At 65.2% G+C, this 24,991-nt stretch carries 24 protein-coding genes and 1 pseudogene; 15 read left to right on the forward strand and 10 right to left on the reverse strand.

Annotated features, from left to right (window positions below; all coding sequences use genetic code 11):
* Positions 1-16 precede the first annotated feature (16 nt).
* Entirely contained in the window at positions 17-1,267 is a 1,251-nt protein-coding gene (locus tag HAPAU_RS07875) for a DNA double-strand break repair nuclease NurA (RefSeq protein WP_066381340.1), read from the reverse strand.
* A 46-nt stretch (positions 1,268-1,313) separates the two neighbouring features.
* Here HAPAU_RS07875 and HAPAU_RS07880 point away from each other — a divergent pair, with 46 nt between their 5' ends.
* Together HAPAU_RS07880 and gpmI are read left to right on the forward strand one after the other, a co-directional pair.
* Entirely contained in the window at positions 1,314-1,904 is a 591-nt protein-coding gene (locus tag HAPAU_RS07880) for an SHOCT domain-containing protein (protein WP_368085878.1), read from the forward strand.
* Between the two features lie 45 nt (positions 1,905-1,949).
* Entirely contained in the window at positions 1,950-3,476 is a 1,527-nt protein-coding gene (gene gpmI / locus HAPAU_RS07885; RefSeq protein WP_066381342.1) for a 2,3-bisphosphoglycerate-independent phosphoglycerate mutase, read from the forward strand.
* 17 nt (positions 3,477-3,493) lie between these two features.
* Here gpmI and HAPAU_RS07890 read toward each other — a convergent pair whose 3' ends face one another.
* Positions 3,494-5,023 carry an amidohydrolase gene (locus HAPAU_RS07890; RefSeq protein ID WP_066381344.1) on the reverse strand — a complete coding sequence of 510 codons (1,530 nt, stop codon included), beginning with the start codon at positions 5,021-5,023 and terminating at the stop codon, positions 3,494-3,496.
* An 86-nt stretch (positions 5,024-5,109) separates the two neighbouring features.
* On the opposite strand from HAPAU_RS07890, the gene hmgA reads away from it, so the two are divergent.
* Positions 5,110-6,333, forward strand: coding sequence for a hydroxymethylglutaryl-CoA reductase (NADPH) (hmgA, locus tag HAPAU_RS07895; RefSeq protein WP_066381345.1), 1,224 nt, complete (start codon positions 5,110-5,112; stop codon positions 6,331-6,333).
* Here hmgA and HAPAU_RS07900 read toward each other — a convergent pair.
* Positions 6,330-7,199, reverse strand: a complete 870-nt coding sequence (locus HAPAU_RS07900; RefSeq protein WP_066381347.1) for a hypothetical protein — start codon at positions 7,197-7,199, stop codon at positions 6,330-6,332. The two genes, hmgA and HAPAU_RS07900, sit on opposite strands and share 4 nt — an antisense overlap.
* A 140-nt stretch (positions 7,200-7,339) precedes the next feature.
* Here HAPAU_RS07900 and HAPAU_RS22765 point away from each other — a divergent pair, with 140 nt between their 5' ends.
* On the forward strand, positions 7,340-7,462 hold the full coding sequence (locus HAPAU_RS22765; protein ID WP_281177875.1) for a hypothetical protein: 123 nt from the start codon (positions 7,340-7,342) through the stop codon (positions 7,460-7,462).
* Here the strand turns inward: HAPAU_RS22765 and HAPAU_RS07905 are convergent.
* Entirely contained in the window at positions 7,459-7,977 is a 519-nt protein-coding gene (locus tag HAPAU_RS07905; RefSeq protein ID WP_066381349.1) for a DUF5817 domain-containing protein, read from the reverse strand. The two genes, HAPAU_RS22765 and HAPAU_RS07905, sit on opposite strands and share 4 nt — an antisense overlap.
* 66 nt (positions 7,978-8,043) lie before the next feature.
* Between HAPAU_RS07905 and HAPAU_RS07910 the strand changes: the two genes are divergently transcribed.
* The 3 genes from HAPAU_RS07910 (at position 8,044) to HAPAU_RS07920 (ending at position 10,331) form a co-directional block, all read left to right on the forward strand.
* Positions 8,044-8,376: a cupin domain-containing protein gene (locus HAPAU_RS07910; RefSeq protein WP_066381351.1), complete on the forward strand. Its 333-nt coding sequence runs from the start codon at positions 8,044-8,046 to the stop codon at positions 8,374-8,376.
* Positions 8,377-8,456: 80 nt separating this feature from the next.
* Positions 8,457-9,383, forward strand: coding sequence for a gas vesicle protein GvpN (gene gvpN / locus HAPAU_RS07915; RefSeq protein WP_245634054.1), 927 nt, complete (start codon positions 8,457-8,459; stop codon positions 9,381-9,383).
* A gap of 105 nt (positions 9,384-9,488) precedes the next feature.
* Positions 9,489-10,331 (forward strand): alpha/beta fold hydrolase, encoded by an 843-nt coding sequence (locus tag HAPAU_RS07920; protein WP_066381355.1) that lies wholly within the window; start codon positions 9,489-9,491, stop codon positions 10,329-10,331.
* Positions 10,332-10,479: 148 nt separating this feature from the next.
* On the opposite strand, the gene icd is transcribed toward HAPAU_RS07920, so the two are convergent.
* The 3 genes from icd to HAPAU_RS07935 all read right to left on the reverse strand — a co-directional run bounded on the left by icd (position 10,480) and on the right by HAPAU_RS07935 (position 12,854).
* On the reverse strand, positions 10,480-11,739 hold the full coding sequence (gene icd / locus HAPAU_RS07925; protein ID WP_066381357.1) for an isocitrate dehydrogenase (NADP(+)): 1,260 nt from the start codon (positions 11,737-11,739) through the stop codon (positions 10,480-10,482).
* A gap of 75 nt (positions 11,740-11,814) precedes the next feature.
* Complete coding sequence (locus HAPAU_RS07930; protein WP_066381362.1) at positions 11,815-12,171, reverse strand: hypothetical protein; 357 nt, start codon at positions 12,169-12,171, stop codon at positions 11,815-11,817.
* Positions 12,168-12,854, reverse strand: a complete 687-nt coding sequence (locus HAPAU_RS07935) for a hypothetical protein (RefSeq protein ID WP_066381364.1) — start codon at positions 12,852-12,854, stop codon at positions 12,168-12,170. The genes HAPAU_RS07930 and HAPAU_RS07935 overlap by 4 nt, the downstream gene beginning before the upstream one ends.
* Positions 12,855-13,074: 220 nt before the next feature.
* Between HAPAU_RS07935 and HAPAU_RS07940 the strand changes: the two genes are divergently transcribed.
* The 4 genes from HAPAU_RS07940 (at position 13,075) to HAPAU_RS07955 (ending at position 17,442) form a co-directional block, all read left to right on the forward strand.
* Positions 13,075-13,995, forward strand: coding sequence for an isoaspartyl peptidase/L-asparaginase (locus tag HAPAU_RS07940; RefSeq protein WP_066381366.1), 921 nt, complete (start codon positions 13,075-13,077; stop codon positions 13,993-13,995).
* Positions 13,996-14,038: 43 nt separating this feature from the next.
* A complete protein-coding gene (locus HAPAU_RS07945; protein WP_066381367.1) occupies positions 14,039-14,800 on the forward strand; it encodes a GNAT family N-acetyltransferase in 762 nt (253 codons plus the stop codon).
* A gap of 37 nt (positions 14,801-14,837) precedes the next feature.
* The gene (locus HAPAU_RS07950; RefSeq protein ID WP_066381368.1) at positions 14,838-15,992 is read left to right on the forward strand and encodes a threonine synthase; all 1,155 of its coding nucleotides are present in this window, start codon (positions 14,838-14,840) and stop codon (positions 15,990-15,992) included.
* A 364-nt stretch (positions 15,993-16,356) separates the two neighbouring features.
* Complete coding sequence (locus tag HAPAU_RS07955) at positions 16,357-17,442, forward strand: glutamate-cysteine ligase family protein (protein ID WP_066381370.1); 1,086 nt, start codon at positions 16,357-16,359, stop codon at positions 17,440-17,442.
* Position 17,443: 1 nt separating this feature from the next.
* Here HAPAU_RS07955 and sucD read toward each other — a convergent pair whose 3' ends face one another.
* The 3 genes and pseudogenes from sucD to HAPAU_RS22880 form a co-directional block, all read right to left on the reverse strand.
* On the reverse strand, positions 17,444-18,313 hold the full coding sequence (gene sucD, locus HAPAU_RS07960) for a succinate--CoA ligase subunit alpha (RefSeq protein ID WP_066381372.1): 870 nt from the start codon (positions 18,311-18,313) through the stop codon (positions 17,444-17,446).
* Positions 18,310-19,455, reverse strand: coding sequence for an ADP-forming succinate--CoA ligase subunit beta (gene sucC / locus HAPAU_RS07965; protein ID WP_066381374.1), 1,146 nt, complete (start codon positions 19,453-19,455; stop codon positions 18,310-18,312). Before sucC ends, sucD begins: the two co-directional genes overlap by 4 nt.
* Before the next feature lie 74 nt (positions 19,456-19,529).
* Positions 19,530-20,233 (reverse strand): annotated as a pseudogene (locus HAPAU_RS22880) (DUF2270 domain-containing protein).
* 291 nt (positions 20,234-20,524) lie between these two features.
* Here HAPAU_RS22880 and HAPAU_RS07975 point away from each other — a divergent pair.
* From HAPAU_RS07975 to HAPAU_RS07990, 4 genes are read left to right on the forward strand one after another with little or no spacing between them, the layout of a single operon-like run.
* Positions 20,525-22,147: an alkaline phosphatase family protein gene (locus tag HAPAU_RS07975; protein WP_211263541.1), complete on the forward strand. Its 1,623-nt coding sequence runs from the start codon at positions 20,525-20,527 to the stop codon at positions 22,145-22,147.
* Positions 22,148-22,195: 48 nt separating this feature from the next.
* Complete coding sequence (locus tag HAPAU_RS07980) at positions 22,196-23,203, forward strand: ABC transporter ATP-binding protein (protein ID WP_066381375.1); 1,008 nt, start codon at positions 22,196-22,198, stop codon at positions 23,201-23,203.
* Positions 23,203-23,976: an ABC transporter permease gene (locus HAPAU_RS07985; protein ID WP_066381377.1), complete on the forward strand. Its 774-nt coding sequence runs from the start codon at positions 23,203-23,205 to the stop codon at positions 23,974-23,976. Before HAPAU_RS07980 ends, HAPAU_RS07985 begins: the two co-directional genes overlap by 1 nt.
* A 37-nt stretch (positions 23,977-24,013) precedes the next feature.
* Positions 24,014-24,967, forward strand: a complete 954-nt coding sequence (locus HAPAU_RS07990) for an NADPH:quinone reductase (protein WP_066381378.1) — start codon at positions 24,014-24,016, stop codon at positions 24,965-24,967.
* The last annotated feature ends 24 nt before the right edge of the window (positions 24,968-24,991 follow it).

Here is a 24,991-nt window from a genome sequence, read left to right on the forward strand (position 1 = left end):
GGTGTGGCGTGAGCGGCTAGAAGAACGCCTCCTCGCCGCCCCACCGCAAGTCGTCGTAGGTTCGCGAGCGTTCGGTGTCGAGTTCGCCCTCGATCATCCGGCGCAGCGACTCCTTCTCGCGGGCGCTGATGCGGGCCAGTTCGTCGGCCTTCGCGACCGCCTCGGGCGGGCCGCGCTGACTGGCTACTTCGGCGAGCATCTGGGTTCGGAGCGCTTCGCGTGTCTGCTCGTCTTTCGTGGCGCCGTACGGTGCTTCGACGGTATAGAGAACGTCGTCGCGGGGATCGTAGATCGCGAAGAAGGTCACCTCGTAGTCGGCCGCGGACCGACCGAGGTCCAGCCCGAGGGCGTCGCCGTCTTTGGCGAACGTTCTATCAGTACCACCTCTGGAGACGAACCAGTTGGTGTAGGTGAGTTCGTCGCGGACACGGTCGTCACCGTCGCGCTGTTCGAGCAGGCGGACGAACAGCGCGGCGTCGTCGGTCCACGGCGCGGGCGTCTCCCGTGAGACGGCGTTCGTGATCCGCTTTGCGGCGGGGTTCTTGACGAACCCGACGAGGGGGACGCCGCGGTCGAGGAACCCCTCGACGAGTCGGGCGTAGCTCGCGACCACCTGCCGAGGGGTCTCCTCTTCGAGTTGCTCGGCGAGTTCCGGCGCTCGATCGCGCCAGCTCAACAGTCCCTTGGGATAGAGCGGCCCGTCGAGGACGAGCAGGTCGTCGATCCCCTCCGCGTTGGCGAGCGCGTGTTCGCTCTCGGCCAGATAGAGCGACAATGCGTGGACGGTCGCCTCGGTGTAGCGCCGCCGGTCGATATCGCGCAGCAGGAGGATCCGACGGCGGCTGTAGCCCTCGTCGTAGATCACCCAGTCCTCATCGAGGGTACGTGCGTCGTCGTCGATATGCAGCCCGATAACCACGGTACGGGAGCGGTGACACTCTATATCGGTCGGCACACAGCCCATCGCGGCGTGGGCGACGTCCATCACGACGCCGTTTTTGTACGTGGTGGGGTTGATCGTCCCCGAATCGAGGCCGTAGCTCTTCGGAAAGGGCCGATCACAGAGCGCGGCGTCCTCGATGGCGACGCGCGCCCTGAACTGCCGGTCGATCGGTTCGAGCACCCGTCGACCGTCGACTTCGAGCGGGTCGAGGAACTCCTCCCAGACCGTTTCGGCGAACTGCTGATGGGAGGCGTCGTCGACCTCGCGGCCGACCTGGCGGGCCAGCGCGGCGATCCCATCGAAGTGGACCGGATCCAGGGTCATGGGAAAGCCTCTTTCGGGGACGGAAAAAACGCTCCGATCAGCCACGATGCAGTCGTCGAACCGTGGAATATACGAGTACAGCGGCCGTACTCCGTGGAAGATGGGCTGGCTCAGCAAGCTCGGTCTCGGGATCTCTCTGATGGTGTTGCTCGTATCCAGCAGCCTGCTGGCCGTCGTCCTGGGCTACGTCGGGCTCGTCGTCTACTCCGCGATGATGACGGGGACCCCGATCGTCGGACTCCTCATCGATATGACGATCCCGTATCTCCCGGTCGTGGCCGTCTTGCTCACCCTTGTGGTCCTCTCGGGGACGTGGTTCAGTTGGTCGCTGGTGCGGCCCGCGTCGGTCCCGAAACACGAGCGACTGGCGTCGGTTGCGAGTCGGGCCGAGCGGGAGGTCCCTTTACTGGGGTCGCTCGGACTGTCCGACTCGCTCGCGCCACCCGAACCAACCCCCGAGGAGCGCGCCGAGCGGACCCTTGCGGAGCTGAAACGCCAATACGTCGACGGCGAGATCGACGAACGCGAGTTCGAACGCCGGGTCGATCGCCTCGTCTCGAACGACTCCCTCGAGGAGGCCCGGGCCGACAGGGAGCGCCGAGCGGTGCTGAACGACGGCGAGCGCGATCGGACCTGAGCGAGTAGCGAAGGGTAGTTACCGGCGGCGACTCTCCCGTTCGGTATGGACGGCGCACTCATCGTTCTGGACGGTTGGGGACTACGTGAGCAGGGAGACGACGGCGGCCGGAACGCCGTTTCGAGCGCCGAAACCCCCACCTTCGACCGGATCCGCGAGGCGGGCGCGTTCGGCCAGCTCGACGTGACTGGCCGGCGCGTCGGTCTGCCGGAGGGCCAGATGGGAAACAGCGAGGTGGGCCACCTCAACATCGGGGCGGGACGGGTCGTCAAGCAGGCCTACACCCGGATCAACGACGCCGTTTCTGATGGGTCCTTCCGCGTAAACGAGGCGCTCAACGGGGCATTTGGCCACGTCGAACGGACGGGCGGTCGGGTCCACTTCATGGGGTTGGTCAGCGCCGGCGGTGTCCACTCGGACCAGAAACACCTCCACGCGCTGATCGAGTGGGCCGCCGACCGCGAGGTGGAGGCGGTCACCCACGCCTTCACCGACGGCCGGGACACGGACCCGAAAAGCGGCGCGGGCTACCTCCGTGAACTGGAGGAGGTCATCGGGGAGAACGGCACGGGCGAGGTCGCGACCGTTTCCGGCAGGTACTACGCGATGGACCGGGACACCAACTGGGAGCGCACCAGAAAGGCCTACGACGCGATGGTCAACCGCGAGGCCGCACACACCGCCTCCTCGGGCGCCGCGGCCGTTGAGGCCGCCTACGAACGCGGCGAGACCGACGAGTTCGTCGATCCGACACTGGTGGACGGCCGTCCTCCGATCGAGGACGGAGATAGCGCGATCTTCTTCAACTTCCGGGGCGACAGGGGCCGTCAGCTCACGCGAATGTTGCAGGACATCCGACCGGAGTGGGACACCGATACCCCCGCACCCGACGTGCATCTGGTGGCGATGACCCAGTACGACAAGACCTTCGACGTGCCCGTCGCCTTTCCGCCGGATCAGCCCACAGACACCCTCGGTGAGGTGCTCGCTGACCACGGGAAGACGCAACTGCGAACCGCCGAGTCCGAGAAGTACGCCCACGTCACCTACTTCCTGAACGGCGGCCGGGAGGTGGAGTTCGACGGCGAGATCCGGGAGATCGTCTCGAGCCCCGACGTCCCGACCTACGACCTCCAGCCCCAGATGAGCGCCCCGGAACTCACCGACAACGCGATCTCGATCGTCGAGAGCGAGGAACCCGACGTCGTGGTGCTCAACTACGCGAACCCGGACATGGTCGGTCACACGGGTGATTTCGAGGCGGCCGTCGACGCGGTCGAGGCGGTCGACGCCCAACTCGATCGCCTCCTCGAAACCCTCGCCGAACACGGTGCTCACGTGCTGGTCACGGCGGATCACGGCAACGCCGACGACATGGGTACTGAAGAACACCCCCACACCGCCCACACCTACAACCCCGTGCCGCTGGTCTATCTCGACCCCGATGGATCGGACGGGGGGTATCGCGTCCGCGAGGGAGGGTCGCTCTGTGACCTCGCGCCGACTCTCTTGGAGCGAATCGGGATCGCCCCCCCGAAAGCGATGACCGGCGAGTCGCTGTTGGTGCGATAGCCCGGCGCGCTCGCAGTTCAGTCCCTTGCGTCGTAGACGACCTCGCCGTCCACCAGCGTCATCACGACGTCTATCTCCCGGATCGCATTCAGGGATTCCCACGGCGATTCCGAGAGGACGACCAGATCAGCCACCTTGCCCGCTTCGACCGTTCCCAACCGTTCCTCGTCGAAACCGGCGTAGGCCGCTCCCGACGTGTAGGCCCGGAGCGCCTCCGTAATGGAAAGCCGCTGGTCCGGCGCGGGCGCGTTGACCGCGTGGTGGATCCCCAACAGGGGATCGAGCGGCATGCAGTCGCTGCCGAAGGCGAGGTTCGCACCGGCATCCAGCAGGTCCCGGTAGCGGTTCGTCTGCGATCGGCGTTCGTCCCCGAGCCGGTCGGCGTACAGCCCGTTTTCGCCGGCCCACTTGAGGAAGTTCGGCTGGACGCTCGCGACGACCCCCGAGTCGGCAAAGCGTTCGATCGCGCTCTCGGAGAGGAGTTCTGCGTGTTCGATTCGGTGACGCGCCCCGCCGGGGTCGGTGGTGGTTTCGAAGGTGTCGAGAACCTCCTCGATCGCGGCGTCGCCGATGGCGTGTGCCGAGAGCTGAAAACCCTCCTCGTCAGCGCGTCCGACCAGCCCCCTCAGTTCGTCGAGCGTGACGACCCACTGGCCGGTCTCGTCGTCGCTGCCTGCGTAGGGCTCCGTGAGTTTTGCGGTCCGGCCACCGAAGCTCCCGTCGGTGTAGGTCTTGATCGCGCCGGTTTCGACGAACTCGCTGCCGTGGTTGGTCCGCAGGCCGGCCTCCGAGACCGCCTCGAAGTGGTCGCTCCAGTAGTTGATTCGCACCCGAATCGAGAGCGTTCCCTCGGAATCGAGTTCGCGGTAGACCCGCGGCGCGTGGGAGTTACGAACCATGTCGTGGACGCTTGTCACCCCGCGGGCGTTGGCGAACTCCTGGGCGGCGACGAGGAGCGCGCGGGTCTCGTCTGGATCGGGTTTGATGGCCTCGTAGATCGTGTCGACCGCCGCCTCGACGATCACGCCGTCGCCCTGTACGTCCGCTTCGGGCATTTCCCCTTCGTATCGCTCGCGCGCCACGGTGTTGAGCGAGGCGACGTGCATGTCCTCGCGGAAGGCCGCAACCGGCCGCTCGTCGCTCACCCGGTCGAGGTCCTCGCTGGTGAGGTACTCCGAGTCCCGCCACCCGCTCTCGTCGTAGCCGAAGCCGAGGACCCAGCCTTCGTTCTCTCCGCCGTTATCGTCCGACTCGCGGAGGCGTTCGATACACTCCTCGGGCCCGCTCGCCCCCGAGAGGTCGGCGTGGACGAGATACCGGCCGAGCGTCTCCATGTGGGTGTGGGCGTCGACGAATCCCGGGAGGACGACCCGGCCCTCGCAGTCGATCACGTGAGTCTCGACGCCCTCGAGAAAGTCGATCTCGTAGGTCTTCCCGATCCGGACGATCCGGCCATCGCGGACCGCGAGCGCCTCGTGGACCCTATCGGGATCCGCGAGGGTGTGGATCTCGGCGTTTCGCAGTATCAGATCCGCAGCACGCGTCATAGTCTGAGAGACGCGGCGGCGACCAAAGCCGTTGGGAATCCGCCCGGGACCGGCATTCTTAGGCCGCCGGGTTACGAGGTGCCGGTATGACCGATTCAGCCGACCTCGCGGCGCGCGTTCGCGAGGGCGACCTGCGCCTGCACGAACTCGAAGACCACGCCGACCCCGAGACGGCCGCCGCCGCCCGCCGGGAACTGATCGAAGTCGAAACCGACGCCGCCCTCGATACGATCGGCGATTTCTCCTTCGCAGCGAGCGACGCCGAACCGAACATCGAAAACATGATCGGGGGCGCACAGCTCCCGATGGGGGTCGTCGGCCCGATCCCGATCAACGAGGACGGGGAGGGCGGCGCGGCCGAGGGCGACTTTTACCTGCCGCTCGCGACCACCGAGGGAGCGCTGATCGCCTCGGTCAACCGCGGCTGTTCGGTCATTCGGACCTCGGGCGGCGCCGCGGCCCGCGTCACGAAATCGGGGATGACCCGCGCGCCCGTCTTCCGGGTGTCGGGGATCGCCGAAGCAGCGGAGGTCGTCGAGTGGGTCGAGGAAAACGTCGAGGAACTGCGCGAGGAGGCCGAGGAAACGACGAGCCACGGCGAGTTACTGGAGGTCACGCCGTACGTCGTCGGCGACAACGTCTTCCTCCGCTTTCGCTTCGACTCGAAGGACGCGATGGGGATGAACATGGTGACGATCGCGACACAGGCCGCCTGCGACCTGATCGAGGACGCCACTACTGCCTCGCTGGTCGCGCTCTCGGGCAACCTCTGTACCGATAAGAAACCCGCCGCGATCAACTCGATCGAGGGCCGCGGCAGGAGCGTCACCGCCGACGTGACGATTCCCCGGGAAGTCGTCGAGGAGCGCCTCCACACGACGCCCGAGGCGATCGCGGAGGCCAACACCCGCAAGAACCTGATCGGGAGCGCGAAGGCCGGAAGTTTAGGATTCAACGCCCATGCCGCCAACACCATCGCGGCGGCCTTCCTCGCGACGGGACAGGACGCCGCGCAGGTCGTCGAGGGCGCGAACGCGATCACGACCGCTGAGGCCCGCGAGGATTCGCTCTACGCGAGCCTCTCGATCGCCAGTCTCGAAGTGGGGACCGTCGGCGGCGGAACGAAACTGCCCACCCAAGCAGAGGCGCTCGACGTGCTCGGCCTGCGTGGCGGGGGCGATCCCGCCGGGTCGAACGCCGACGCGCTCGCGGAGGTCATTGCCACGGGTGCGCTCGCGGGCGAACTCTCGCTGCTCGCGGCGCTGGCCTCCCGACATCTCTCCAGTGCCCACGAGGAACTCGGGCGCTAACCCGAGAAGACGGCCGCGAGCGCGAGCATCGCGCCGAAGAAGCCGAACCCGCCGACGATGTACCACTCGAGGACAGGATCACCTCCAGTGCCGGGTTCAGCGAGGAACACTGCCCCGGCGAGACCGAGGAAACACAGCGCGAGGAAGCCGAGCGCGAGCTGTACCGCCCGGTCCGGTTCGTACTCCTCGCCCGTCTCAGTATCGACCGTAGCGAGCACCCGCTCGGTGGCGTCGGCGGCTTCGGGACTGGCCGCGAGCAGCCGCGGACTGGTCACGTCGCCGGCGCCCGGCCGGTAGGAGAGCCAGCACAGCGAGACGCCCCCAACGTCGACCCGCCGGAGGCGATCGACCCGCGGGAGCGAGATCGTCCGGTATCGGTGGGTGAGGGTCCTCTCTTCGGGGTTAACCTGGCCCCACGAGACCACGCCCGAGGCGAGCGGGAGCAAGAACAGCGCCCCGACGACCAGCACGAACAGGGCCCGCGGATTCAACGAGAGCGCCACGAGAATCACGAGCGCGCCCCCGATTACGGCCCCGAGCAGCCGCCTCCGGGTGAACGCCGCGGCGTAGCGCTCGGCGATCGCCTCGTCGGCGATCAGCGCCGCGAGCGGCGGGCGCTGGTCGCGGTCGGTAAGCATCGGCAGGAGGTAGAGCAGTGAGAGCGGACCCCCGATCAACGCGAGCAACGCGACGTAGGCGAGATACGTGTATTCGCCGCCGAGAGCGAGCGAGACGCCGAAAAACGCCACGCCACAGAAAACGAGCAGCATGCCGCCGCCGAACAGCCCGACCACGACGTAGACGAGCGCGCGCAGCCCCCGCGAACTGGCGGCGTCGGTCCGCCATTCGACCGGTTCCGACGACATACAGGAACTGTCTGTAGATAACTAATAAATCGATTGGCCGACCAGTTTCACTTCCACTGTGCGGACGGATCGGAATTATCCCCTTCAGGACTGAATCCAACGAGCGTACCCGTCGGGCGAGCACCCGCGGGTACCCCACCATGACCGAACGCGATCACGAACAGCGCCCGCGCTGTCCGGAGCTGACAGTGGTACAGCTTCGCATTATCAAGATCGTGCTGTCGATCGTCGCGACGCTGCTTTCGATCTGGCAGGCGCTCTAGAGACGGCGGTAGCGACCGCCCGATTCGCTGAGTTCGCCGGCTCGCACCAGTTTTTCGAGCGCGCGTTCGACGTAGCTCTCAGGAACGCCCCGCTCGCTCGCGTAGGCCGTGATCGCTCCGGCCGTCGGCTCCTCACTCTCTTCAACCGCCGCGAGGACGACTTCTTTACGAGAGTTCGAACCGGCTCCGGCGCTCGTCTCGCCCGCGCTGGCGGCCGCTTCGCCGTCGATTCCCGCACCTTCCAAGAGCTCCTCGTCCGTCACGACATCCCGTTCGACCTGCGAGTCGAGGTCCGAAAAGGAATCGACCGCGGCGAAGGCGTCGGCGTGGCCGCTTCTGCTCGCGAGCATCGAGGCGCGTACCTCGCGGGCGTGGTCGGCGTCCTCGGTCTCGACGAACTTCTTCAGTTTCCCGTACTGGTGGGTCTTCCCGCAGCCACGACACCGAACCGTCTCCTGACGACCCTCGATGATCCAGAGGGCGCTACAGTCGGTACAGCCGACGACGGCGTACATACCCCCGATTGGGCGAGACCGATGTTGAATCCTCGCCTATAAGCGCCTCGGGGGAGAGGCGGTAGCATGGAGCGTGTACCACTCGCGGAGACGACCGAAGCGGTCGAGAATGTCCACCTCGCACAGCTCGCTGCGGGCGAGGAGATGAGCGTCCAGCACTTCGAGTTCGAACCCGGCGCGACGGTGCCGCGACACGACCACCGCCACGAACAGACGGGGTTCGTCTACGAAGGCGAATTGACCTTTCTGTTGGAAGACGGCGAGCAGACGGTCAGTGCCGGGGAGTCGTACGTCCTCACGGGCGAGGAGGTCCACGGCGCGGAGAATCGTGGCGAGACCGTCGTCCGGGGCGTCGATATCTTCAGCCCGCCGCGGGCGAACCCCGACTGGGCCGAGTGACGCAAGCACAGCCCTTTTTCCCGTCACTGGCCGAGTGTCGATCCACACGTTCATCAGCGGGGATGGTCGAGAACACAGCCATGGACAAAGAAGAACGCCAACTCGAACGGTTCGTACGGGAGCATGGGGAGGACGGCGCGACGTTCGCGCCGACGAACGTCGAGGAGGCGATCGGCGGCTCGTTCGTCGAGACCGACGAGATCGAGTCGATACAGGATCGCGTGCGCAACTGGCTCGATGTGCCCCGGCCGGTCCACATCGTCGGGCCGACCGGCTGTGGGAAGACCGCCCTCGCGCTGTCGATCGCGGCCGCCCGCGACCAGCCCGTCGTCTGGGTCAACGGCGACGAGCTGATCGACACCGGATCGCTGGTCGGCGAACACGCCGGCAAAGCCCAGTACAAAGAGCGGGACAACTTCGTCCGGGGCGTGATGAAGAAGAAGTCGATCATCCGGGACCGGTGGGTCGACAACCCGCTCTCGGTCGCGGTGCAAAACGGCGCGACGCTCGTCTACAACGAGTTCTCCAGAACGAAACCCGCCGCCCACAACGTACTCCTCTCGGTGTTCGAGGAGGGCGTTCTCGACCGACCCGGCCAACGTGGCGAGAAACGGATCGTCGAGGTCGATCCCGAGTTTCGCGCCATTTTCACCTCGAACTCGACGGAGTATGCCGGCGTCCACCGCCCGCAGGACGCACTGCTCGACCGGTTCATCGGCGTCCACCTCGACTACTACGAGCGCGACACCGAAATCGAGATCGTTGCCGCACGGATCGACGACCTCGACGAGGACACCATCGAGGAAGTCGTCGATATCGTTCGTGACCTCCGCGATCGCCTCGAACTCCACGTCGGGACCCGTGCGGCGGTCATGATCGCCGAGGGATTAGTTGCGTTCGGCGAGGACGAACTGGTCGAGGTCTGTGTCGACGTGCTCGGTTCGAAGGCCGAATCGTTCGAGGACGTCGAGGAGATCCGCGACGAGATCGAAGACGTGGCGAGCTAACCCGGTCCGCCTCGGAGTTCCTAGCCGGGCGTTGCATACATCCAATACCGGATATTCCGACGAAAAGACGAAAACGTATTTCTAATTATCTATCATTATAATAGTATGGCTCATATCGAGACACCGGATGGGGTATCACTGTACTACAACGAACGCGGCGAGGGCGGGACGATCGTACTCGTCCACGGCTGGACGGGTGACTCCGAATTCTGGTGGCAGAAGAACGCCGACGTGCTCGCGATGGATCACCACCTCGTCACCTACGACCTCAGAGGCCACGGGCTCTCGGGGAAGACCGACGACGGCCACACCCTCTCGGGCTACGCGGCGGATCTCGAATTCCTCATGGAGTCGCTCGATCTGGATGACGCGACGCTCGTCGGCTGGTCGATGGGCGTGCCGATCGTCATGACGTACCTCGATGAGATAGGTGACGAACGGGTTCGAGCGATCGGCCTGATCGACCAAACCCCGAAGTTCTACTCCGATGACGGCTGGGAGTTCCCGCTTATGGGCGAGTTCTCCGAGGAGGCGCTCGCCGGGTTGGTCGGTGGTATCGAGGCCAACCGCTCCGAGGCAGTCAAGCCGATCATCCAGGCCTTCTTCGCCGAGCCCCGCTCCGAGGAGCGCCTCGCCGAGATCTACGCCCGGACGATGCTAACGCCGACCTCGGTCGCGACGGCGATGTTGAACGACATGGTTCCGCGGGACTTCAGGGAATTCCTCCCGACGATCACGGTTCCGACGCTGCTCTGCTACGGCGAGCACAGCGCGGTCTTTCCCGGACCGTTGGGCGAGTGGATGCACGAGCAGATCCCCGACTCCGAACTCGTAACGTTTGCGGAGAGTGGACACAGCCCGTTCTGGGAGGAACCCGAGAAGTTCAACGGGAGGCTGAAAACGTTCGTGGCGAGCGTCGCCGACAGGGAACTGATGACGGCGGACTGAGAACTGTTCTCGAGCTTCTCTCGGGGGCCAGAGAAACTGGTTACGCCAGTTTGTTCCCACGGCGATGCCGTGAGAGTGCGAACAGTTGTCTACACCAACTCTTCGATGTGATCAGACGCAGAAGGCGTCTGATTGCTTGCGGAACTGGCTACGCCAGTTCCTCAATGTTCTCGACGATCGCGTCGGCGAACTCGCTGGTCGCGACCTTCTCGCCGCCCTCGATCTGGCGTTCGAGGTCGTAGGTCACGGTCCCCGACTCGATGGTCTGCTCGACGGCGTCGCGGACGAGATCCGCCGCCTCGTCCCAGCCCAGATACTCGAGCATCAAGCGTCCCGAGAGGATCATCGCCGTCGGGTTGACTTTGTCCTGACCGGCGTACTTCGGGGCGCTCCCGTGAACGGGTTCGGCGAGACAGCGACCCTCGCCGAAGTTCGCACCCGGCGCGATGCCCAGCCCGCCGATCTGGGCGCCACACGCGTCCGAGAGGTAGTCGCCGTTCAGGTTCGGCAACGCGAGGATGTCGTACTCGTCGGTGCGCGTCAGGATCTGCTGGAGCATGTTATCGGCAATGCGGTCGTTGACGACCACCGCGTCCTCGGGTGCCTCGCCGTCGCGTTCCTCCCAGAGGGTATCCTCGGTGATGACTTCCTCGCCGTACTCCTCCTCTGCGACCTCGTAGCCCCAGTCGCGGAAGGCGCCCTCGGTGAACTTCATGATGTTGCCCTTGTGGACCAGGGTCACGGAATCGCGGTCGTTTTCGAGCGCGTAGTCGATCGCGCGCCGGACGAGGCGTTTGGTGCCGAACTCGCTGATGGGCTTGATACCGATGCCGACCGGGCCGTCGTGGATGGTCGAGTCGAAACCCATCTCCTCTTCGACGAACTCACGGACTTCTTCGGCCTCGTCGGTGCCGGCTTCCCACTCGATGCCGGCGTAGACGTCCTCGGTGTTCTCGCGGAACGAGACCATGTCCATCTGCTCGGGGTGCGAGACGGGCGAGGGAACGCCGTTGAGATGGTAGGTGGGCCGGACGTTCGCGTAGAGGTCGAGTTTCTTGCGCAGAGCGACGTTGAGGCTGCGGAAGCCCGCACCGACGGGGGTGGTCAGCGGGCCCTTGATGCCGACGTGGAACTGCTCGAAGGCCTCGACGGTTTCGTTGGGGAGGTGTTCGCCCTCGCCGTAGCGTTCGTTGGCGGCCTCGCCGGCGTAGACGCGCATCCAGGCGATGTCGCGGCCGGTGGCGTTGGCGGCGGCTTCCAATACTATCTGGGCGGCGGGGGCGACGTCGACGCCGATGCCGTCGCCGTAGATGATCGGGATGACGGGTGTGTTGGGGACCGAAAGCTCCTCACCATCGAACTCGATGGCCTCTCCCTCCTCTGGGACTTCGACCTTGTCGTAGCTCATATCACTTAGACGGTCGGCGAACGGCGGTAAAAGGCCTGCGTATTCCGTGTCCGAAGCGATCGGTCGGCTATCAGTTCAGCGCAGTTCCTCGAGCGATACCGTCGCGTCGTACGTCATCGAGATCCATTGGCCGGTGCCACCGGAGGGATCGTAGACGACGACGTCGTGACCCCCGAAAGGACCCACTATCGTCCCGTCGTCACCCATCGTCGATTCGAGCTCACAGTCGAGATCGATATCGACGTCGTCTTCGGTCTCTTCGCCGCCGTCAGTCTCGACCGACGATTCGAGTCGGGAGAGGAACTCCATCGCTTCCTGGTAGTTCGCCTTCGCGCTCGGCTTGAGCGCCTCGTATTCGGCGGCCTCGTGGCCTTCGAGCAGCGCTTTGGCCTCGAGGATCGCGTCGTCGAACGTCCGGTCGGTCGTGCTCATCGGTCGGCCTCCTGTGCGCCGAGGATCTCGGCGTAGTACGTGGCCATTACCTCGGCGGCCTCCTTCCAGTGGCGCTCGGTGTGCATGTCGTGGAGTTCGAGGCCGGTCAGATACCGGGTCGTGAGGTGGCCGTAGCCCGACTGCCCGTACTTGGGCTTTTCCTGATAGGAGCCGATCGCCGCGGCGATCTCGTGGCGCTGGGCTGCCATCGTGGGCGTCCAGTAATCCCCGCCAGTCTTGTGGTTCCGCCACGCCTCGGTGGTCTTGGGCGCGTATTCCCCGTCCATACCGACGATCTCCGCACGGCGGGCCAGCGCGTCCTCGACGGAACTCCAGTCGGCGTCATCGAGTTCGGGGTCGACGTCCGCGCCGTCGATAATGCCCTCCTCGACCTCGTCTTTCGCCCAGAAGGCGTCCGTCAGCGCACGGGCAGCCTCGCGGGCCTCCTCGTCGGTGAGGTGGGCGAACTGGTGGCGATCGACCTCGAAGAACGCCTCGACGGCGGCCTCGTACTCCCGGCGGTCGTGGTAGATGAAACCGAGACAGGTCTGTTCGGACATGAACGCGGCGAGGCTGCGTTCGTCGGCCTCGCCGAACGAGTCCGTGTCGATATCGTAGCCTTCGGCGTCGGTGGGCGTGCCGAACTGTGCGGTGGACGTGGGATCGAGGGTTTGGGAGTTCATTGGTGGGCTCCGAGTACACCCATAGCTGGCCGAGGAACACATATATAAATCAGCGAACATATCGGTAATCGGTCGCGCTTACCCGGGAGTAACCGTCTGACTGCGCCGAGTTGATCGTCGGCGCCCCACATTCACTACCCTCTACATGTCTCAATTACATATATATTTTGATTCGTCTGTCGGGAGGTAGCATTAAGCGAACCGGGTCGGATTCCGAGGTATGGACGTCATCGTTCACGGCGGAGCGGGACACAGCCCCGAAGAGCCCGAAGCGAGGCAATCGGTTCTCGACGAGGCCGCGCGAGCGGGGGAAGAGTCGACGACGGCGGTCGACGCGGTCTGTAGCGCGATTCGCGTGCTGGAGGACTCCCCGCGATTCAACGCCGGAACCGGCAGTGCGGTCCAGAGCGACGGGATCAGCAGGACCGACGCGGGGATCATGACCGGTCAGCGGGAGGCGGGTGCGGCCTGCTCGATGCCGGGCGTAGCCCACGCGGTCGATGTCGCCCGCGCGGTGATGGAGGAGACCCCTCACGTCCTGCTGTCGGGCGTTCACGCGGTCGACTTCGCCGCCGACTACGGGATCGATGTCGAAGGGAACCTGTGGTCTACGCGCACGCGCGAGCGGTGGAAGACGCTGGAGTCGCCCGAAGGCGGGCCACGCGAGCAACTCGCGTGGATCGAAGACCGGTTCGGCGAGACCGCCGCGGACCCGGATGGACGGGAAAGGGGGCGTGATCCGATGGATCACGATACGGTGGGTGCGGTCGCGAGCGACGGTGAGGACGTCGCGGCGGCGACCTCGACGGGCGGGCGCTGGCTCGCGCTCGCGGGTCGGGTCGGGGACGTTCCCCAGATCGGAAGCGGGTTTTACTGCACGCCCGCAGGAGGCGCGAGCGCGACGGGCGCGGGCGAGGACATCGCGCGCGTGACACTCTCACGGCTCGCGGTCGATCGGTTGGAGGACGGCGAGAGCGCCCAGCGAGCCGCCGACCGCGCCCTCGAGGAGTTCGCCGAGATCACCGCCTCGACGGCGGGGGTCATCGTCTGTGATCGCGACGGCGACACCGCCAGCGCGTACAACAGCGAACTCATGCAGACGGCGGCCCGTTCCCGGGCGCACGGCCAGGAGTCTCGCTAGCTCGCAGAACAACAGTTTAGTAGCGAGCCCCCACAATCGAAGTATGGATATCAGAGAGGCGAAACGGACGGACGTGGAGGCCGTCCGCGAGGTCGCACGCAAGTCACTACAGACGTCCTACGCGCACTTCCTCGAGGAGGGGACGATCGACGACGCCGTGGGCCAGTGGTACGGCGAGGGACGCCTCGAGGAGCTGATCTCGGACGAGGCCGACGACGTCTACATTCCGGTCCTCGAAGTCGACGGGGAGATCGTCGCGTTCGCCCAGTGCTACCTCGTCGAGTTCCCCGAGCGCGTCGGCGAGATCCACTGGCTGCACGTCGATCCCGACCACCGCGGCGAGGGCTACGGCTCGCGGCTGTACGACCACGTCCGCGAGCGCTTCGAGGACGAGGGGATCGACCGGTTCAAGGGGTTCGTCTTCGCGGAGAACAAGGCCGGAAACGACTTTTACGAACGCCGCGGGTTCGAGTCGGCCTACACCCACACCCAGGAGATCGCCGGCGAGGAGTACACCGAGAACGTCTGGGTCGACATCCCCGAGGGCGAGCAGTACCGCCGCGCGGTCGAACCCCACGAGAACGAGGACGGGACCACGCTCTACGTCGCCTACCGGGAGGCGTCGGTCGGGTCGAAGGGTGCGTTTCACGTCTCGTATCTCGACGAGGACCTCAAGAGCCGGTACGGCTGGTTCTGCTCGGCCTGTGAGAGCTTCGACAACGCGATGGACGCCTCGGGTCGGATCGTCTGCAACGAGTGTGGGAACACCCGCAAAGCCACCCGCTGGGACGCCGCCTACCTCTGATCGGCAGGCTCTTTTCGCTCGTCTCCATTCGTGTGGTATGCCATCCGTCCGGTGTTACGACTGTGGACGTTCGGCCGACCTCGCCGATCGAAAGCGCTGTCGGTGCGGTGAGCCGCTCTGGGTCGAGACGGATCCGGAGGCGTTCGAGTGGCCCACGGGTCGGAATCCGGGGATGTGGCGCTACACGGACCTGCTTCCCGTCGACCCGCCCTCGGGCGTCGGGGCGGCCGCGGGCGGCACGCCGCTGGTGCGAACGCCCCGACTCGACGTCGGCGGCGTCCAATCGTTTCTGAAAGACGAGGGGCAGAACCCGACGGGCAGTTTCAAGGACCGCGGCAGCGCGGTCGGGGTTGCGTCGGCGCTCGATCGCGGGGTCGAGCGAATTGGCACGGTTTCCCACGGCAACATGGCGATGAGCACTGCCGCCAACGCCACCGGTGCCGGCCTCGAGTGTGTCGTCTGTGTTCCGGCCGACATCCCCGATGAACGCCTCTCTCATATCGCGCACTACGACCCCGAAATCCTGCGGATCGAGGGCGACTACGGCCGCCTCTACGAGGTGTCGCTGGGAATCGAGGAGGTCGAGTTCGTCAACTCGGATACGCCCCTGCGGGTGGCGGGCCAGAAGACAGTCGCCCTCGAGATCTGTGAGGCCTTCTCGCCCGAAACCCCCGACGCGATCGTGCTTCCCGTTTCGAGCGGCGGCCAACTGGGCGGGATCTGGAAGGCCCTCCACGAACTCCGCACCGCCGGACTGCTGGAGGAGTTCCCCCGACTGTACGCGGCGCAGGCGGCGGCCTGTGACCCCATCGTCCGGGCGTTCGAGGCGGACGAAAAGGAGGTCCGCGCCATCGAGGGCGGCGAGACGGTCGCCTACTCCATCGCCAACGCCGATCCCCCCGGCGGAAACCGGGCGCTCGCGGCACTGCGAGACACCGGAGGGGGAGCGGTGTCGGTGCCGGATGGGGCCACCCGCGCCGCCCAGCAACGACTCGCCCGCGAGGGGGGCTTTCGCGTCGAGGCCTCCTCTGCAGTCGCGTACGCCGGTCTCGAACGACTCGTCGAACGTGACGAGATCGGTTCGGGCGAACGGGTCGTGACGATCCTCACCGGACACGGGTTCAAGGAGTCACACGGGATCGACGTGGATGCGAGGACTGTTTCGCTCGACGAACTGGCAAGCGTGCTGTAGGTCCGATCGGGGTCGAATCGGACAGCGTTTCGAACGAACGGTACGTACTGCGATTAGACCCACTCGAAAAGTGGATACAACGTCGAAAACAGCCGTAGCTAATCCACTATATCATTTCTTACGAGATCATAGTGTGAAAATATCTAGAGAGTGTGTTTTTGCCACCCATTTAGTCCGTCCCTCGTCCCCGAGCTTATAACGACCTTGCAGGTGCGTGGGTCTGTCTCATACTCTGGGCTAGCCAACTACTGGACAGACCGCCGCTATCGAACGAGGTCCTCGGTCCATCGTACGGCGGTTTTTCGAACGGTACCGCCACTGATGGACGGGGACGGAACTACGGAGACGGAGCGAGCTACACCAAATGAAAACGAGCATCGAAGTGGAGTACTGGGTGATCGACCGGAACGGGGCGTTGACCGATCCCGAGGATCTGGCGGAGATCTCCCCACAGGTCGAAGAGGAGTTCGTCGATTGCCTCTTCGAAATCAAGACGACCCCCTGTGAATCGGTCGACGAACTGCGCGAGGAATTCGTCGAGCGGTTGGACGAGGTCCTGCGCGAAGCGAAAGCACGGGGAAAAGCGCTCGTCCCGCTCGGAACGCCGATCAACGCCGGCGAGATCGACCAGTTCCCCGAGGAGCGCGCCCGCATCCAGCGACGCGTCCTCGGCGAGGACTTCGACTACGCGAAACACTGTGCCGGAACCCACATCCACTTCGAGAAACGGCGCGTCGTCGACCAGTTGAACACGCTCATCGCGCTCGACCCCGCCCTCGCGCTGATGAACTCCTCGCCGTACTACAAGGGCCGTCGGGTCGCCGCGGGTGCGCGTCCCTACATCTATCGAAAGAAGGGGTACGCGACGTTTCCCGATCACGGCCAGTTGTGGGACTATGCCGACTGTGTCGCCGGGTGGAACGACCGGCTCGAACGGCGATACGCGGAGTTCAAGCGGGCGGCGATGGAAGCCGGCGTCGACGAGGAACGCTTCGAGGCGAACTTCTCTCCCGACGACTCGATCTGGACGCCGGTCCGGTTGCGAAAGAGCTACCCGACCGTCGAGTGGCGCTCACCGGACGCCGCGCTCCCGAGCGAGATCCTCCGGCTCGCCGGTGAGCTATACCCGATCATGGACCGGGCGAGCCGCGTCGACGTCAGCATCGAGGGCGAAGATGGGTTCGTCGCCGAGGACGCCATCACGCTTCCCGAGTTCGACGCGCTCCGCGAGTACGCAGACGCCGCGATCCAGGAGGGCCTCGATTCTGATCGCGTCCGCTCGTATCTCGAGCGGATGACACTGAACGTCTCGAGCTACGATCCGATCTCGCCGCGGATCGACGGCCAACGATACGTCGACGCGGCCGGTGCCCGCGATCTGCGCCTCGAATACGCGACCGTCCTCGAACGCGACGTCGCTCGACTCACAGCCCCGAAAAAACGCGTCTGAGTTACAGCAGCTCCTCGACGCTGTCGGCGACCTCTTCGGGGGTGTCGCCAACGGGGACGCCCGCGTCGTTGAGCGCGTCGATCTTCGATTCTGCGGTACCGGTCCCGCTACCGGAGACGATCGCGCCGGCGTGACCCATCCGCTTTCCGGGTGGGGCCGTGCGCCCGGCGATGAACCCTGCGACCGGCGTGTCCATGTTCTCGGCGATGAACTGTGCGGCCTGTTCTTCGTCCTCGCCGCCGATCTCGCCGCACATGACGACCGCATCGGTTTCGGGATCGTCCTCGAACAGCGAGAGCGCGTCGACGAAGGAGGTCCCGATGATCGGATCGCCCCCGATTCCCACCGCGGTCGTCTGACCGAGTCCGCGGTTGGTGAGGTTGTCGACGACCTGGTAGGTCAGGGTACCTGATCGGGAGACGAGCCCGACGTTACCCGACGAGAAGATGTTGCCGGGCAGAATTCCTAACTTGGCCTCGCCGGGGGTGATTAGACCGGGGCAGTTCGGCCCGACGAGGTGGGTGTCGACCTCCGAGAGCCGTTTGTTCACCTTCGCCATGTCCTGGGTCGGGATCCCTTCGGTGATGGCGACCGCGAGGTCGAGGTCCGAATCCAGGGACTCGAAGATGGCGTCCGCGGCGAACGCGGGAGGCACGAAGATCACGGAAGCGTCCGCGTCCTCCTCGCGCACGGCTTGGCTGACGGTGTCGTAGACCGGCACGCCAGCCACTTCTTGACCGCCGCGTCCGGGCACCGCGCCCGCGACAACGTTCGTGCCGTACTCCATCATCTGTTCGGTGTGGAACTTCCCCTCGCCACCGGTGATGCCCTGTACGACCACGCGGGTGTCGTCGTCGACTAGAATGCTCATTGGCTTGCCTCCTGTGCGTTCTCGACGGCACGCTGAACCGCTTCTTCCAAGGTCTGTTCGACCTGCACGAGGTCCGCGTTCAGGATCTCCATACCCTCCTCGGCGTTCGTCCCCGCCAGCCGGACGACGACCGGTTTGGGGATCTCGTCGAACTGCTCTAAGGCGTTGTTGATCCCCTTCGCGACCTCGTCCCCGCGGGTGATGCCGCCGAAGATGTTGAACACGACCGACTCGACGTTCTCGTCGGAGAAGACCATGTCCAGCGCGTTCGCAATCCGGTCGGCCTTCGCGCCGCCGCCGACGTCGAGGAAGTTCGCGGGCTCACCACCATAATGATCGACCAGATCGAGCGTCGTCATCACGAGGCCCGCGCCGTTGCCGATGATGCCGACGTCGCCGTCGAGTCGAACGTAATCGAAGCCGTACTCGCCGGCCTTGCGTTCGAGGTCGTCCTCGTATGAGTCCTCCTCCATCTCGGCGAGTTCTGGCTGGCGAAACAGCGCGTCCTCGTCGATGTTCATCACGGCGTCGGCGGCGACGACCTCCCCACTACTGGTTACCATCAGCGGGTTGATCTCCGTGTCGCTGGCGTCCCGGTCGTCCCACAGCGAAAAGAGCGTCGTGAGCACGCTCGAAACGTCGCCGGCGACCTCGCGGTCGATCCCGGCGTCGTAGACCGCGCGGCGGGCCTGATACGGCTGGAGGCCGAAGGCGGGGTCGATGTATTCGCGGGCGATCGCCTCGGGGTCCTCTTCTGCGACCGACTCGATGTCCACTCCACCCTTCTCCGAAACCATCGCGACGGGCTTTCCCTCGCCACGATCCATCGTCACGCCGACGTAGAGTTCGTCGACGAAATCGACGGCCCCCTCGACGAGGACACGCCCGACGGTGTAGCCCTTGAGGTCCATCCCGAGGATGGCGTCTGCGGCCTCGCGGGCCTCCTCGTCGTTCTCGACGAGTTTGATCCCGCCGGCCTTCCCGCGACCGCCGACGTGTACTTGCGCTTTGACGGCGACCGGATACCCGATCGACTCGGCCGCAGAAAGCACCTCCTCCGTGCTTTCTGCGAGCTGCGAGTCGGGCGTCGGGATGCCCGCGTCGGCGAACACCGACTTCGCCTGATACTCGTGAAGCTTCATTGGTGACTCGAACGGAACTCCTGCGTACGGCGAGTTAGTAGTACCGAAAGCGGTCGCGAAGGCTCACCACGAGATCACTCGTCGTCCTTCCAATCGCCGGCCTCTACGCCGTGGTATTCGCCTTTGGCCTGCCGGGAGGACGGCCACGCCGTCAGTACGAGGGCGACGACGTAGTACAGCACGACTACCCCGACCACGACCGTTCCCGGCACGCCCGGCATCGCCGCGGTTTCGACCCACCGCTCGCCCGGAACGAACAGGCTGATCCGAAACAGCCACGCCAGAAGTAACACGCTCAACAACAGGAAGTAGACGCGCCGCAACCGCCGCGTTATCGCCTCCCGTGTCGAGACCTTCAACGTGGGATTGCGCAGGTCGTCGGCGAGTTCGGTCCGCCACTCCCGCCGGATCGAACTCTCGGGGTTGAACGCGTTGGCGAAGACGTTCTCCTCGATCATCCGAACCCGGGATCGCGTGGCGTCGAACGATAGCGTCTGATGTCGAAGACGAGAAAGACCGATAGGGCGAACATGCCGATCAACAGGAAGTATGGCGGGCTGTCCACCGAGGCGAACGACAGCGAGAGGACGGCGGCGATGACGGCGATGGCCCAGTCGGTCGTCAGGTCGAGGCGATCCAGACGCTTCGACATCTGTCCCACCTCTCCCCGGTAGTAATGGGGAAGCAACGAGAGGAACTCCGTCGGTTCCGCTCCGGCCTTCGCCGCGACCTCCCGTGCGTCGTGTGTCTCGGGGTCGAATCGATCGTCTTCTTCCATACGTCTCGTAGGTCCTCTCCGGGCAAAGAGCTCACAGTCCATCCCACCGACAGGATGCCACGCTATCCGACGTGTCATCCGTCGAAATGCCCGTGCGGTTTCTCACCGTACCGAACCGATTATCGTATACGTTAATCGGATAGCTAGTGAATGATCCGGTGATTGAAACCGGGTATAACACATCTCCATTCGTATGTTATCGATCCGCTAACGAGGCGTTCACGTCAACTAATATGACAGTTAGCAGATCTATAATAAGGCGGGAACCGTGCGTAGAGCACCCCGGTTGCAATGTCACTGGACCGTGGTGGGAACGTCGATACGCTGCTGATCGGTATCGACGCCTGTAGCGAGGGGATACTCGAACCGTTGTTCGAAGCAGATCGGGTGCCGACGATCCAGTCGATCTGGGAAAGCGGCCCGAGCGGGACGCTCGAATCGCAGATACCGCCCTGGACAGCGAGCGCGTGGCCCTCGCTGTACACCGGGACGAACCCCGGCAAACATGGCGTTTTCGATTTCCTGACATACGACGGTTACGACTGGGGCGTGGCGAACGCGAACGCCGTCGACGAACACTCGCTGTGGGAGCTCCTCGACCATCACGACCGCCGAAGCGTCGTCGTCAACGTCCCGATGACCTACCCGCCTAGCGAAATCGACGGCGCAGTGATACCGGGCTTTACAGCCCCCGAGAACCCGCCCTCCCATCCCAAGGGGATCTTGAAGGAGGTTCGCGAGGCGATCGGCGAGTACACGGTGTACCCGACGCCGGGCGGCGAGGCCGAGGCCTTCGAGGAGTACGTCGAGTCGGTCGGGATGCGAAGCGACGCCTTTCTCTATCTCGTCGAGCAGTTCGAGCCTGACTTCGGATTCGTCCAGTTTCAGGTCACGGACACGGTCTTTCACCAGTACGGCTACGAGGAGGAACTCGTCGCGGAGATCTACGAGGCGGTCGACCGCGAGATCGATCGCATCCTCAAGGCCACCGACCCGAACGTCGCCCTTCTCGTGAGCGATCATGGCCTCGGGAAGTACGAGGGATGGGAGTTCCGGCTGAACACGTTCCTCAGGGATCACGGCTACATCGAGACGACCCGTAACGCCGCGGGGATGCCCTCCTGGCAGACGATGCGCGAGCAGTCGCTCAGGAAGGGCGAGGAGACCACTGAACGCCAGCCGACGATGCTCGAACGCGGGGTCGCGACCGCTGCGAACTTCGGGCTCACCACCCGCCGGATCGGTCGCGCCCTCGAAACCGTCGGGCTCGCCGACCTCGCGAAGCGCTACGCGCCGGCAGGGATCGTCAAGGCGTCGGACGAACAGGTCGACTTCACCCGATCGCGGGCGTACATGCGCTCGCGCGTCGAGACGGGCGTTCGGATCAACCTCAAGGGGCGCGATCCGGAGGGTGGCGTCTCCCCCGAGGAGTACGAGGACCTCCGCGAGGAACTGATCGAGCTCCTGTCGGGCGTCGAAGCCCCGGACGGCGAACCGGTCTTCGAGGACGTCGCGCGCGTCGAAGAGTACTTCGAGGGGCCGAACGTCGATCGGGCCGTCGACGTCATGACCGTGCCCAACGATTGGAACTACTTCCTCTCGGCCCAACTCCGTGAGGACCTCTTCGTCCCCCCGTCCGAGCCGTGGAACCATAAACTCGAAGGCGTCGTGATGGCGAGCGGGCCGGGGATCGACGCCGATGCGGACCTCTCGGGGGCACACCTCCTCGATATCGCGCCGACGGTCCTCTCGGCGCTCGGCGTGCCCAGAAGCGACCGGATGGACGGCGACCCCCTTTCGCTGGTCGCGCCGACCGACGAGATGGCCTACCCCGACCGGAGGAAGGGAGTGCGAGGGACGACCACCGACGGAAACGTCGAGGACCGACTGACGGATCTGGGCTATCTCGAGTAGGCTTCCGCATCCGTCGCGCTTTATCGTCGCGAGCACGTCCGTCCGACAATGACATTGGCGATAGACGCAACGGATCTCGAGAAGGACTACGGCGACGTCCGGGCGCTCGACGGTCTGAATCTCTCGGTCGAACAGGGGGAGTTCTTCGGCCTCCTCGGGCCGAACGGTGCGGGCAAAACGACCTTTATCAACACGCTCGTCGGACTCGTGCGAAAGACCGGCGGCGAGGTGACGGTCTTCGGCAACGACGTTGAGGACGAGTACCGCGAGGTGCGCGACAGCATCGGACTGGCCCCACAGGAGTTCAACGTCGACCGGTTCTTCCCGATCCGCGAAGTACTGATGCACAAGGCGGGCTATCACGGCGTGAGCGAGGCCGAACGCGAGCGCCGGGCCGACGAGGCGCTCAAGCTCGTCGGGATCTACGACAAGCGAAACACCCGTTTCGACTGGCTCTCGGGCGGGATGAAACGCCGCCTGCTCCTCGCACGGGCGATCGTAACCGAGCCGAACCTCCTCATTCTGGACGAACCGACCGCGGGCGTCGACGTCCAACTCCGCCACGACCTCTGGGAGGTGATCAACCGGCTGAACGACGAGGGGACGACGATCCTGCTGACGACCCACTACATCGAGGAGGCTGAACGCCTCTGTGACCGGGTCGCGATCATGGATTCGGGCCGGAAGGTGACGGTCGCCACACCCGAGGAACTCACCGAGCGGGGCAGTGATACCATCACCGTCGAACTGCGCGATCCACCGGCGAGCGCGCCGCCTCTCGACGGGCTCTCGGAAGTCGAGGACACCCGACTGGAGGACGATCGGCTGGCCGTCCGGGTGGCGGGCAGCGGCGGACGGGTCGCCCCGCGACTGCTCAACGCGCTCGAAGACAGGGGCCACGAGATCACCGACATCGACATCTCGCGTACATCACTCGAAGAGATTTTCGTCGAACTCACCGAAGGCCAACGCGGGAGTGACGAGCCCGACGGTGACGGCACCGGCGAGGACGGCACGGCCGACGAACCCGCCCGTCTCGCGGGGGAGGCCCGCTGATGGTCGAAAACCCGGTTTCGGCCCGGTTCTATACGCTGCTCGAACGCGAGGTCCAGCGGTTCGTCCGGCGGCCTTGGAACACGTTCCTCCCGCCGATGATCACGAACGTGCTCTATTTCTCGGTGTTCGGCGTCATCCTCGGGACGCGCATCCAGGAGATCCAGGGCTTTTCCTACATCCTGTTTCTCCTGCCCGGACTCGTGGTTCTGGGGGCGATCTCGAACGCCTTCGAGAACGCCTCGTTTTCGATCTTCCACGGCCGGTGGAACGAGTACATCCACGAGACGATCACCTCGCCGCTGTCCTATACCGAGATGGTGCTCGCCTACGTCCTCTCCAGTGCGTCGAGAGGGATCGTCGTCGGGGTCATCATCGCGGTCATCGGCGCGTTTTTCACTCCCGTGGGGGTCGAACAGCCGTTCTACCTCGTCGCGTTCATGCTCGTCGTCTCGCTGCTGTTTGCCGCCCTCGGGGTCGTCGGCGGGTTGGTGGCGAAGGACTTCGACCACCTCACGGTGATGAACCAGTTCATTCTTCGACCATTGGTCTTCTTCGGCGGCGTCTTCTACTCGCTCGAGATCCTGCCGTCGCTCTGGAGAACGGTCTCGCTGTTGAACCCGATGGTCTACATGGTCAACGGCGTCAGATATGGCTTTCTGGGCTACTCCGACGTCGACCCGAACACCGCGCTCGCGGTGCTCTCGGGGCTGACGATCGGCGTGGTCGCGCTCGATATCGCCATGTTCGCACGGGGCTACGGGCTGACGGACTGAGGAGTAGGGTTTTGTCGTCCGAGCGCGACTCCCCCGTATGCGTGCGGTACGATACCACGAGCACGGCGGCCCCGAGGTACTGACTGTAGACGACGTGGACCGACCCGAACCGGGCGGGCACGAACTGCTCGTGCGGGTCGCGGCCGCGGGGGTTAACCCCGTCGACACCTACTTCCGGGAGGGATCCTACGAGCCCTACGAACTGCCGATGACGCCCGGGTCGGATTTCGCGGGCGTCGTCGAGGGGGCGGGCGACTGGACGCCCGGCTTCGAGGCCGGCGATCGAGTCTTCGGCACCGGCCTCGGCAGGGATCATCAGGGCACCTACGCCGAGTACGTGCTCGTCCCGACCGACAGGGTCGCCCATCTGCCCGAGAACGTCGACTTCGCCGGCGGCGGCGGGGCAGGCGTGGCCGCCGTCACCGCGTGGCGCGCGCTGATCGATCACGCGGAACTCGAACCCGCCGAGACCTGCCTGATCCACGGCGGTTCCGGCGGGGTGGGCCACGCCGCCGTCGGCCTCGCCGCGGCGACCGGTGCGGAGGTCGTGACCACCGCCTCGCCCGACTATCACGACGACCTGAGAGACTTCGGTGCGGACGCCGTCTTCGACTACCGGGACGAGGACCTCGAAGAAGCCGTCGGAGAGTACGAACCCGCGGTGATCCTCGATCACCGTCTTGACGAGTACCTCGACTTCGACGCGGCGGTCGCCCAACAGGGCGCGCGGATCGTCGGGATCGGGAACACGCAACCGCAAGCGGGCTGGGAGAACGTGCCCGCCGCCCGCGCGAAGGAACTACGCGTGCAGCTCATGAGCATGTTCAACACACCCGACCTCTCGGCCCGCCTCGAACGGATCGCCCGGCTCATGGAGCGCGAGGAGTTGGCGATCCGCGTCGAGCGGAGTTACCCCGTGGAGGAGGCAGGCGAGGCCCAGCGTGCGGTGATGAACGAGAGCTTCCTCGGAAAACTGGTGATCGAGCCGTAGCGGACTCCCCGTCGGCTCTCGGCG

The organism is Halalkalicoccus paucihalophilus, from assembly GCF_001593955.1.
GTDB classification, from domain to species: Archaea; Halobacteriota; Halobacteria; order Halobacteriales; family Halalkalicoccaceae; genus Halalkalicoccus; species Halalkalicoccus paucihalophilus.

Coding starts and splice junctions, on each gene's coding strand:
- HAPAU_RS07875 (WP_066381340.1), bottom strand. CDS start 1,267: ATGACCCTGGATCCGGTCCACTTCGATGGGATCGCCGCGCTGGCCCGC.
- HAPAU_RS07880 (WP_368085878.1), top strand. CDS start 1,314: ATGCAGTCGTCGAACCGTGGAATATACGAGTACAGCGGCCGTACTCCG.
- gpmI (WP_066381342.1), top strand. CDS start 1,950: ATGGACGGCGCACTCATCGTTCTGGACGGTTGGGGACTACGTGAGCAG.
- HAPAU_RS07890 (WP_066381344.1), bottom strand. CDS start 5,023: ATGACGCGTGCTGCGGATCTGATACTGCGAAACGCCGAGATCCACACC.
- hmgA (WP_066381345.1), top strand. CDS start 5,110: ATGACCGATTCAGCCGACCTCGCGGCGCGCGTTCGCGAGGGCGACCTG.
- HAPAU_RS07900 (WP_066381347.1), bottom strand. CDS start 7,199: ATGTCGTCGGAACCGGTCGAATGGCGGACCGACGCCGCCAGTTCGCGG.
- HAPAU_RS22765 (WP_281177875.1), top strand. CDS start 7,340: ATGACCGAACGCGATCACGAACAGCGCCCGCGCTGTCCGGAGCTGACA.
- HAPAU_RS07905 (WP_066381349.1), bottom strand. CDS start 7,977: ATGTACGCCGTCGTCGGCTGTACCGACTGTAGCGCCCTCTGGATCATC.
- HAPAU_RS07910 (WP_066381351.1), top strand. CDS start 8,044: ATGGAGCGTGTACCACTCGCGGAGACGACCGAAGCGGTCGAGAATGTC.
- gvpN (WP_245634054.1), top strand. CDS start 8,457: ATGGACAAAGAAGAACGCCAACTCGAACGGTTCGTACGGGAGCATGGG.
- HAPAU_RS07920 (WP_066381355.1), top strand. CDS start 9,489: ATGGCTCATATCGAGACACCGGATGGGGTATCACTGTACTACAACGAA.
- icd (WP_066381357.1), bottom strand. CDS start 11,739: ATGAGCTACGACAAGGTCGAAGTCCCAGAGGAGGGAGAGGCCATCGAG.
- HAPAU_RS07930 (WP_066381362.1), bottom strand. CDS start 12,171: ATGAGCACGACCGACCGGACGTTCGACGACGCGATCCTCGAGGCCAAA.
- HAPAU_RS07935 (WP_066381364.1), bottom strand. CDS start 12,854: ATGAACTCCCAAACCCTCGATCCCACGTCCACCGCACAGTTCGGCACG.
- HAPAU_RS07940 (WP_066381366.1), top strand. CDS start 13,075: ATGGACGTCATCGTTCACGGCGGAGCGGGACACAGCCCCGAAGAGCCC.
- HAPAU_RS07945 (WP_066381367.1), top strand. CDS start 14,039: ATGGATATCAGAGAGGCGAAACGGACGGACGTGGAGGCCGTCCGCGAG.
- HAPAU_RS07950 (WP_066381368.1), top strand. CDS start 14,838: ATGCCATCCGTCCGGTGTTACGACTGTGGACGTTCGGCCGACCTCGCC.
- HAPAU_RS07955 (WP_066381370.1), top strand. CDS start 16,357: ATGAAAACGAGCATCGAAGTGGAGTACTGGGTGATCGACCGGAACGGG.
- sucD (WP_066381372.1), bottom strand. CDS start 18,313: ATGAGCATTCTAGTCGACGACGACACCCGCGTGGTCGTACAGGGCATC.
- sucC (WP_066381374.1), bottom strand. CDS start 19,455: ATGAAGCTTCACGAGTATCAGGCGAAGTCGGTGTTCGCCGACGCGGGC.
- HAPAU_RS07975 (WP_211263541.1), top strand. CDS start 20,525: ATGTCACTGGACCGTGGTGGGAACGTCGATACGCTGCTGATCGGTATC.
- HAPAU_RS07980 (WP_066381375.1), top strand. CDS start 22,196: ATGACATTGGCGATAGACGCAACGGATCTCGAGAAGGACTACGGCGAC.
- HAPAU_RS07985 (WP_066381377.1), top strand. CDS start 23,203: ATGGTCGAAAACCCGGTTTCGGCCCGGTTCTATACGCTGCTCGAACGC.
- HAPAU_RS07990 (WP_066381378.1), top strand. CDS start 24,014: ATGCGTGCGGTACGATACCACGAGCACGGCGGCCCCGAGGTACTGACT.